The sequence below is a fragment of the Parasphingopyxis marina genome (genome assembly GCF_014237875.1).
GTDB classification, from domain to species: Bacteria; Pseudomonadota; Alphaproteobacteria; order Sphingomonadales; family Sphingomonadaceae; genus Parasphingopyxis; species Parasphingopyxis marina.
This window is the reverse complement of record NZ_JACJVJ010000002.1, coordinates 1,184,648-1,193,698: the sequence shown is the minus strand read 5'-3', so window position 1 is coordinate 1,193,698 and position 9,051 is coordinate 1,184,648. Positions and strand designations below refer to the sequence as shown.

At 64.1% G+C, this 9,051-nt stretch carries 10 protein-coding genes; 1 reads left to right on the top strand and 9 read right to left on the bottom strand.

The window, feature by feature from the left end; translation table 11 throughout:
- Together H6P80_RS14590 and lnt are read right to left on the bottom strand one after the other, a co-directional pair.
- Nucleotides 1-121, bottom strand: a 121-nt coding sequence (locus tag H6P80_RS14590; protein ID WP_185799313.1) for an S-adenosylmethionine synthetase N-terminal domain-containing protein, incomplete at its 3' end; no start/stop codon positions are given.
- A 79-nt stretch (nt 122-200) separates the two neighbouring features.
- Nucleotides 201-1,766, bottom strand: a complete 1,566-nt coding sequence (lnt, locus tag H6P80_RS14585; protein ID WP_185802072.1) for an apolipoprotein N-acyltransferase — start codon at nt 1,764-1,766, stop codon at nt 201-203.
- A 77-nt stretch (nt 1,767-1,843) separates the two neighbouring features.
- Here lnt and H6P80_RS14580 point away from each other — a divergent pair, with 77 nt between their 5' ends.
- Nucleotides 1,844-2,269 carry a VOC family protein gene (locus H6P80_RS14580; RefSeq protein WP_185802071.1) on the top strand — a complete coding sequence of 142 codons (426 nt, stop codon included), beginning with the start codon at nt 1,844-1,846 and terminating at the stop codon, nt 2,267-2,269.
- A gap of 12 nt (nt 2,270-2,281) precedes the next feature.
- Here the strand turns inward: H6P80_RS14580 and H6P80_RS14575 are convergent, their stop codons facing one another.
- The 7 genes from H6P80_RS14575 to H6P80_RS14545 form a co-directional block, all read right to left on the bottom strand.
- Nucleotides 2,282-3,631: a PQQ-dependent sugar dehydrogenase gene (locus tag H6P80_RS14575; RefSeq protein WP_185802070.1), complete on the bottom strand. Its 1,350-nt coding sequence runs from the start codon at nt 3,629-3,631 to the stop codon at nt 2,282-2,284.
- 12 nt (nt 3,632-3,643) lie between these two features.
- Entirely contained in the window at nt 3,644-4,540 is an 897-nt protein-coding gene (locus tag H6P80_RS14570; RefSeq protein WP_185802069.1) for a hemolysin family protein, read from the bottom strand.
- A gap of 12 nt (nt 4,541-4,552) precedes the next feature.
- Nucleotides 4,553-5,077, bottom strand: a complete 525-nt coding sequence (ybeY, locus tag H6P80_RS14565) for an rRNA maturation RNase YbeY (protein WP_185802068.1) — start codon at nt 5,075-5,077, stop codon at nt 4,553-4,555.
- On the bottom strand, nt 5,074-6,066 hold the full coding sequence (locus H6P80_RS14560; protein ID WP_185802067.1) for a PhoH family protein: 993 nt from the start codon (nt 6,064-6,066) through the stop codon (nt 5,074-5,076). The genes ybeY and H6P80_RS14560 overlap by 4 nt, the downstream gene beginning before the upstream one ends.
- 104 nt (nt 6,067-6,170) lie before the next feature.
- Nucleotides 6,171-7,520, bottom strand: coding sequence for a tRNA (N6-isopentenyl adenosine(37)-C2)-methylthiotransferase MiaB (gene miaB / locus H6P80_RS14555; protein ID WP_185802066.1), 1,350 nt, complete (start codon nt 7,518-7,520; stop codon nt 6,171-6,173).
- Between the two features lie 9 nt (nt 7,521-7,529).
- Entirely contained in the window at nt 7,530-8,318 is a 789-nt protein-coding gene (locus H6P80_RS14550) for a 1-acyl-sn-glycerol-3-phosphate acyltransferase (RefSeq protein ID WP_185802065.1), read from the bottom strand.
- Nucleotides 8,315-9,049 carry a lysophospholipid acyltransferase family protein gene (locus H6P80_RS14545; RefSeq protein WP_185802064.1) on the bottom strand — a complete coding sequence of 245 codons (735 nt, stop codon included), beginning with the start codon at nt 9,047-9,049 and terminating at the stop codon, nt 8,315-8,317. Before H6P80_RS14545 ends, H6P80_RS14550 begins: the two co-directional genes overlap by 4 nt.
- Between the last annotated feature and the right edge of the window lie 2 nt (nt 9,050-9,051).

The window sequence follows — 9,051 nt, the reverse complement described above, 5'->3', positions numbered from 1 at the left end:
CACGGCTCTCCGGATCCTTCGACAGGAACAGGTCAACCACCGCATCCGATATCTGGTCCGATACCTTGTCCGGATGACCCTCCGAAACACTCTCCGATGTAAACAAATAACTCTCGCGCATAGGGATCAGACTTCCTCGCTAGATGAAAAGTGGATCGGGGATTGAATTGCCGATTCCACATATAAAGGATTCGTTATGTTCAATAGCGAGCGCGGCGTCCGAGTGCAAATGCCAATCCGGCGAGCGCGAAAGCGAACAGCAGGGGCAGCAAATTTCCGAAGCGGGAGAACAGTGTCGGCACCCCGGCGCGGGGAAGCGCGGCGTCGATTCTCCCGGCCTCGTGATAGGGAATATAGTGGGTCACCGCGCCCTGGGCGTCGATCACCGCCGATATCCCAGTCGGGGTCGAACGGACGATCGGCATCGCTTCCTCGATCGCGCGCAGCCGCGCCTGGGCCAGATGCTGGGGCGGGCCCCAGGCGCCGAACCAGGCGTCGTTCGAGGGATTGAAGAGGAAATCCGGGCGATTGGCCGCATCTACTACTTCGCCCGAAAAGACGATTTCGTAGCAAATCTGCCCGCCTACCGTGCCGAAGCCCGGCAGATCGAAGCTTTGCGGGCCGGGGCCGGGCCAGAAATCGAGATCGCCGGGGGCGAGGCGCGACAGGCCGATCATCTCCATCAGCGGGCGCATCGGGATATATTCGCCATAGGGCACCAGATGGGCCTTGTCGTACCGGCCGAGCAATTCGCCGGTTGCATCCATGGCGTAGAGGCTGTTGCGCGCGCCGACCGCGCGGCGGCGGCCATCCTCCCCATCTTCCCAGATCAGCTTGGACGCGCCAAGCAGCAGGATGTCGTCCGGCCCCAGCAATTGCGCGATGCGAAAGCGGGCGAGGGGATCATCCTCGATAAAGTCGGGCACGGCGGCCTCGGGCCAGAAGATCAAGCGGGGCCGGTCTCCCGTCTCTCCCGTATGTTCGGCCAGACGAGAAAAATTGAGCGCGGCCAGCTCCGGATCCCATTTCTCGTTCTGATTGATATTGGGCTGGACGATACGGATCGCCGGACCGCTATCGATATAGCTTTCGGCCGTGGGCGTATCGCGCACCCATTGCCGTTGGCCGGAAATCTGGAGATCGGCAAAACCGACGCAAAAGGCGATGGCCGGAATCAGCGCCGCGAAGGCCGCGGCCCAATAGCGCGAACGGAACAGCAGCAGCAACGCGCCCGAAAGCAACACGAGGATCGCCGAGACGCCATAGGTGCCGATCCAGCGGGCGGCGGCAGGCAACGCGGTCTGAAAATCGCCGCTGCCGATATCCGCGACGGTGATCGCGGCAAGCGGGTTCCAGCCGAAACTGAACAGGATGGTCGCACGCAGATATTCGGTCACGATCCAGGCGGCGGCGAACAGGAAGACGAACATCGCCGGCGATCCCTTGCCGATCCGCCATGCCAGCATCGCTGCCAGTGCCGGGAAGATCGCGAGATAAAGCGCCGCGATGACGACGCCGAGCCAGCCCAGCCAGGGCGGCATCGCCGATTGGAAGGTAAAGGCGAGCGCGATCCAGTTCAGCCCGACCAGAAAATGGCCGAAACCGAACGTCCATCCGGTCGCAAAGGCGCTGCGCATCCGGGCGACGTTCAGGGTCAGCGCCATCAGCAGCGCCAGCGCGGCAAGCGTGAGCGGCCACAGGCCGAGCGGGGCGAAGCCGGTGGCCGACATCGCGCCGGCGAGGAAAGCGAGAGCAAGCCGTTTCATCGGCCTCGGCCTATCGCCCGCGCGCCGGGATATTTCAATCTGTTCGCGCTTCATCCGGACTGGCATAAGGCCAGGCGATGTCTGCGCTGCCGCCTTTTCACCTCGCATTTCCGGTGCGCGATCTATCCGAAGCGCGGGCCTTTTACGGCGGGCTCATGGGCTGTCCCGAAGGGCGTTCGGATACGCGCTGGATCGATTTCGATTTTTTCGGTCACCAGATCGTCGCCCATCTGGACGAAGCGCGCGGCGCCAGCGAAGCCAGCAATCCGGTGGACGGGCATGACGTGCCCGTGCCGCATTTCGGAGCGGTGCTCGATTGGGAAGCGTTCGGGCGCTTGCAGGCGCGGCTCGAAGCGGCGGACATCGACTGGGTCATCGAGCCCCATGTGCGCTTCGAAGGAACGCCCGGCGAACAGGCAACGATGTTCTTGAGGGATCCCAGCGGCAACGCGCTCGAGTTCAAGGCGTTTCGCGATCCCGCCCAGCTCTTCGCGACCGGCTAGCGCCCGACAGGCTCAGCGCGCGCGGCTGACGCGCCAGATCCGGTTCCCGACATCGTCGGCGACGAGCAGCGCGCCGGTCGCATCGGTCATCACGCCGACGGGGCGGCCCATGGCCTGACCGTCCGCGTTGAGGAAGCCGGTCAGAACGTCCGTCATTGCGCCGGCGGGGCGGCCATTCTCAAAGCCGACGAACACCACCTTGTAGCCCGAGCGCGGCCGCCGGTTCCACGAGCCGTGCTGGCCGATGAACGCGCCGCCTGAAAAGCGCGAACCGAGCCGGGTATTTTCGGAAAATTCGAGGCCGAGCGATGCGGTGTGCGGGCCCAGCGCGTAATCGGGAACGCGGGTATATTGGGTCTGCTGCGCGGTCGCCATCGGCACGACGCGGTCGTCGATATAGCGGCCCCAATAGATACCGGGCCAGCCATAATTGGCGCCGAAGGCGACTTCGGTGAGATAATCGGGAACGAGATCGCCGCCAAGCATGTCGCGTTCGTTGACGACGGTGAAGAGCCTGCCGGTCTCCGGTTCCCAGTCGAGCCCCACCGGGTTGCGCAGGCCGCCCGCATAGATGCGGAACCGGCGCTCCTCGATATTCACCTCGATCACCGCGGCGCGGTTTTCCTCGATAGCCCGGCCGTTTTCGCCGATATTGGTCGCCGACCCGATCGAGACATAGAGCAGGTTGGGATCTTCGGGACTCACGACGACATTGCGCGTCCAGTGGCCATTGGGCTCGGTAAAGGGCAGTTCGATAATCGTCTCGGCGCCGGCCTCGATCCGGGTTTCGCCGACGGTGAACGGGAAGCGCACCAGCGCATTGGTGTTGGCGACGTAGAGATAGCCTTCCGACAGCGCCATGCCGAAGGGCGAGAACAAGCCATTCTCGCGATCGAGCAGGATCGAGCGCTGGTCGGCGGTGCCATCGCCATCGACGTCGCGGAGCAGCGTGATCCGGTCGGCGGTGGGCACGGCGGCGCCGGCGCGGCGCATCATCCGGCCCGCGATCCAGGCGGTGATGCCGCCGCCCGAATCCTCGCTCGGCGGCTGGCCGTTGGTTTCGGCGACGAGGACATCGCCATTCGGAAGCGTCAGCATCCAGCGCGGATGATCGAGCCCGTCGGCGAACAGGTTGACCGCGAGCCCTTCGGCCGGCGTCGGCATCGCCTCTTCGGGCCAGCCGACCGCTTCCGCGACGTTGAGCATCGGGATGGTTTCTTCGCGCGGCGAACTGATCTGCGGCGTCTGGCCGGTGACCGCTTCGACGGACAGGCGCGCATCGTGGGGCCGGATCATCAGCCAGACCACGACGCCCAGCACGAGAAGTGCGAAGATCACCATCACTATGCGGCTGCGATTCATGGTCCTGCGATCCTATTTATCGGGTTCGTCGACGGGCGGGTGGAGCCTTAGCCGCGTCACCCGCTTGCTGTCACTGTCGGTTACCTCAAGCTGCCAGCCCGAGGGATGATCGAGCCGGTCGCCGGTTTCGGGCACACGGCCCGCGAGCACGAAAGCGAGGCCGCCCAGCGTGTCGACATCCTCCTCGATCTCGCCGAGCCGCTCGTCGATGATCTCGGCGACATCGTCGAGCTCGGCCCGGGCTTCGGCTTCCCAGAAACCGGCCGGCGTCTTCTTGAGCAGCTCGGTCGCTTCCTCGTCATGCTCGTCCTCGATCTCGCCGACGATTTCCTCGACGATATCCTCGATCGTGACGATGCCCTCGGTGCCCGAATATTCGTCGAGCACGATCGCCATATGAGTGCGCGTCATCTGCATTTCGGCGAGAAGATCGAGCACGCCCATCGATTCGGGCACGTAGAGTGGCTCGCGAATGAAGCTCTCGATGGTCGCCGGGCGCGGTTCGTCGGAAACCAGCACGGCGAAGATGTCGCGGATATGGATCATGCCGATCACGGTATCGAGATTTTCGCGATAGACGGGCAGCCGGCTATGCCCGGCCTCCGCAAAGATCTTCACGACCGTATCGATATCTTCCTTTTCCTCGACCGCGATAATATCGGCACGCGGCACGCAGACATCGTCGGCGGTCGTCTCGCCGAAATGCAGCAGGCGCTTGAGCATCTGCCGTTCGACGGCGGAAAGATCGCCGTCCTCGACAGCGTCCTCGCCATGCTCGTCGATCGCCGCTTCCAGCTCGTCGCGCAGGCTGGCATCGCCATTTTCGCCGAAAATCAGGCTGCGAAGGCCTTTCCAGATGCGCCCACCGCCATTTTCGGCGGGCGCGGTGCTACGCGAATCTTCGGACATGGAGTTGAATTGCTATACCTCGTCGGGCTCTATTGCGGGCTTGTAGGGGTCGGCGATACCGAGGATGGCAAGCGCGGTGCGTTCCATCGCTTCCATTGCTTCGGCTTCGGCTTCCCCCTTTTCATGGTCATATCCTAGCAAATGCAAGGCACCATGGACAACCAGATGGGCGGCATGGTCGCGCACTGCAATGCCCTTGTCTTCAGCCTCGCGCGCGCAGACGCCATGGGCCAGGACGATATCGCCGAGCAGCACCTCGCCATCGTCGCTGTTGGCAAGCGCATCGATCATGTCGGATTGCACCATCGGGAAGGATAATACGTTGGTCGGCTTGTCCTTGGCGCGGTAGCTGGCATTGAGTTTCCGGACCTCTTCATCGTCGGTGAACTTCACCGAGATTTCGACGGTCATCGGATCGCTGATCAGCCCGGCATGGGGCGTCTGGCGAATGGCCTGGGTCGTGGCCGCGAGCGCCAGGGCTGCCCAGTCGATATCCGTATCCCATTGCGCGCCGATCTGGACGGCGGTTTCGATCATGCGGGCCCCTCATAGGCTTCGACGATCCTGCCGACGATGGGATGGCGGACGACGTCGCCTCGTCCGAACCGGATCGTCGCGATCCCTTCCACCCCTTCCAGCCGCGAAACCGCGTCGGCGAGGCCCGATACGCCTTCGCCGGGCAGATCGACCTGTTTCGGATCGCCGCACACGACCATACGGCTGTTTTCGCCGAACCGGGTCAGGAACATTTTCATCTGGGCGGTCGTGGTGTTCTGCGCCTCGTCAAGGATCACGAAGGCGTCGGAAAGCGTACGGCCGCGCATGAAGGCGATCGGTGCAATCTCGATCTCGCCGGAGGCAATACGGCGCTCGACCTGGTCCGAAGGCAGCATGTCGTAGAGCGCGTCGTAGAGCGGGCGCAGATAGGGATCGACCTTTTCGCGCATGTCCCCGGGCAGGAAGCCGAGCCGTTCGCCGGCCTCGACGGCGGGGCGCGAGAGGATCAGCCGGTCGACCGAACCGGTGATCAGCTGGTGCACGGCCTGGGCGACGGCGAGATAGGTCTTGCCGGTGCCCGCCGGGCCGAGCGCGAAGATCACATCGTCGCGGGCCAACGCTTCCATATAATGGGTCTGGGTCAGCGAGCGCGGGACGATGGTTTTCTTGCGCGTGCGGATCATTGCCTTGGGCGGTTCGGACACATCCTTGCGGACGACGCCGTCGAGCGTCGGTTCGGCCGACATCGCGATCACCGCCTCCACGGCGCCGGCGTCGATTTCCTGCCCCTGGGCAAGCCGGTTGTAGAGCCCTGTCAGCACGTCGCGCGCGCGTTCGGCATTGTCGGCTTCGCCCTCGATGGTCAGCTTGTTGCCGCGCGCCGCGATATAGACGCCGAGCCGGTTTTCGATGGCGACGAGATTCTGGTCATACTCGCCGAACAGTCCGCCGAGCAGCTGGGGCTGATCGAATTCGAGATCGAGTCGGGAGCGAGATTCGCGGGGTTTCTGGGCGGCTTTTCTCGGCATTCAGCCTCCTTGTATTCCTGCCATTGCAGGAATCCAGTTCAAAACTTCACAGATGTCGAAAAGCGCGCACTGTGTTCCTGCCGCCGCAGGAAGTCGCGATGGCATCAGGCGGCAGCCCTTTCGGGAAGCGTCCCGGCCAGGCTGTTCGGTCCGGCGCTCACGATATCGACGTCGATTATCGCGCCGATCGGTGCGTCGGTTTCAAGATGAACCGATTGCAGCCAAGGCGATTTGCCGATGCGCTGGCCGGGCTTGCGGCCGTCGCGTTCTAGCAGCAGCCGCGTCCGCTTGCCGACCGTTTCCTGGTTGAAGGCGATCTGGTGTTCATTGAGTAACGCCTGCAGCCGCTGGAGCCGTTCGTCGGCGATTTCGGGCGCGACGAACACGTCTTCCATGTCGGCGGCGGGCGTTCCGGGCCGGGCGCTATATTTGAACGAGAAGGCCTGTGCGTAGCGGGTGGCGCGAACGATCTCGAGCGTCGCTTCGAAATCCGCCTCGCTCTCGCCGGGGAACCCGACGATGAAATCGCCGGAGATGGCTATATCGGGTCGTGCTTCGCGAACCCGTTCGATGACCGCGAGATAGCTTTCGACGCTGTGCGAGCGGTTCATGGCTTTCAGGATCGCGTCCGATCCCGACTGCACGGGAAGGTGCAGATAGGGCATCAGCTTTCCGACTTCGCCATGCGCGTCGATCAACCCCTGCGTCATGTCGTTGGGATGGCTGGTCGTATAGCGAATGCGTTCGAGCCCCTCGATCCGGTCGAGCGCGTGGATCAGGCCGTCCAGGCCCTGCTCGCGGCCCTTCTCGTCTTCCGCCTGCCAGGCGTTGACGTTCTGGCCGAGCAGGGTGATTTCCTTCGCGCCCGCATCGGCCAGCGCGTTGGCCTCGTCGAGTACGGCGCCCCAAGGCCTCGAAACCTCCGCGCCGCGCGTATAGGGCACGACGCAATAGGTGCAGAATTTGTCGCAGCCTTCCTGCACGGTAAGGAAGGCGCTGGGCGCCTGCTTGGCGCGCTGGGGAAGCTTTCCGAATTTGGATGCCGCGGGCATGTCGGTATCGAGCGCGTCTTCGCCCCTCGCGGCCTTGGCCACCAGTTCGGGCAGGTTGTGATAGGCCTGCGGGCCGACAACGATATCGACTTCCCTGGCGCGGCGCGGGATTTCGGCGCCTTCGGCCTGGGCGACGCAGCCGGCGACGGCGATCATCGGCGTCGAACCATCGTCGCGGCGCAGCCGGCCGATATCGGAATAGACCTTCTCGGCCGCTTTCTCGCGGATATGGCAGGTGTTGAGTATGACGAGATCGGCCGCTTCCGCGTTATCCACGGCAGCCAGCCCCTCGTCATCGAGAAGTTCGGCCATCCGCTCGCCATCATAGACGTTCATCTGGCAGCCGAAGCTTTTGACGAAATAGCTTTTGGGCCCGGTAGGGTTGTTTGTGCTTCGACTCATGGCGCGCGCCTATAGGACAGGCTTGCCGCCAAGAGAAGCGGAGAGCGCCCGGCGGATCTGCTCGCGGGCGGTTGCCGCAATTTCCTTGCGGTCGTTGCATTGCACCGGATCGAAGGGATCGAGGAACACGATCCGTACCGGGATCATGTCGCGCCGGCACAGCACCCGCCAGGCATTATGCGGTGCGCCCTCTTCCCCGACCCAGGCGAATTCGGCGCCGCGTCCGTAGAAATCGAGCAGCACCGGCTGCACCATCATCGGCCGCGGCGGGGGGGTCAGCACCGCGAACAGCGCCGGCTTGAAGGGCAGGAGGCTGGTGCCGTCGGTGGTCGTGCCCTCGGGGAATATCGTCACCGGCTGGTGGTCGTGCAGCGCCTCTTTTAGCTGCTCGATCTGCGCCGAAACGCCCAGCCGGTCGCCGCGGGAAACGAAGATCGTATGATTGAGCGAGGCGAGCCAGCCGATCACCGGCCATTTGGCGATTCCGTCCTGCGCCACGAAGGCGGCATGGGTGTAACCACCGACGATCGGGATATCGAGCCAGCTGAGATGGTTGGAGACGTAGAAGACGTTCTCCTTCAGCCGCACGCCTTCCTTCGTCACGCGAACGTTGCAGATCCAGGCAATGCCGGCGAGGAAACGCGGCGGCCAGGGCGAGATATAACCGAACAGCCGCCACAGGTAATGGAGCGGCACACAGAGCAGCAGCAGCCCGACCATCATCGAGAAGCGGATGGCGAAACGAACCGGCCCGAACCAACCTATCGGCGGATAGGTTTCGGGGGCCTGGGCGCTCATGCCGCCTCGCGGTTCACCGAGGCGCCGAGGGCTTGGGCTATGGCGTCTTCGCAGGCCGCGCTCACGTCGCGGCGGTGGGAATGTTCGTCGATCGGTATCGGATCGAGCAGATAGATGGTGACATCGTCGAGGCCGGGTCGCGCGAAGATCGTTTTCGCGTTGCTCCCGGCATGGGTTCCGCTCGGCCAGATCAGGTCTTGGCTATCCTCGCCATAATCGATCGCGATCGGCTGGACCATGACATGGTCGACCGGCGGGATCGCCGCGCCGAACAATGCCGGGCGGAAGGGCAGGAGGGTGGCGTTGTCGAGCTTGCCTTCGGGAAAGAAGGCGACCGACGTGCCGCTCTCCAGTGCCTGGCGGATGCGATCGGCCTGGGCGCCGGCGGCCTTGCGGTCGCTATTGGCGATATAGATGGTGCCGACCATCGTCGCGAGCCAGCCGGCGATCGGCCATTTGCGCACGCTTTCCTTGGCGACAAACGAGGCGCCGGTTGCGCCGCCGATGAGGAGGATGTCCATCCAGCTTTGATGGTTGGCGGCGAACAGGACCGTGCCCGGCGCGCGCTCGCCGATGATCGTCGCGCGCATGCCCGCGGCGCGCGCGCACCAGCCGAGAAAACGCCGGGGCCAGGGCGAGCGCAAGCGGAACAGCCGCCAGAGCAGGTGCAGGGGTACGCAGACCAGAATGAGCCCGACGAGCCAGGCGCAGCGGAAAAGGAAACGCGGCAACG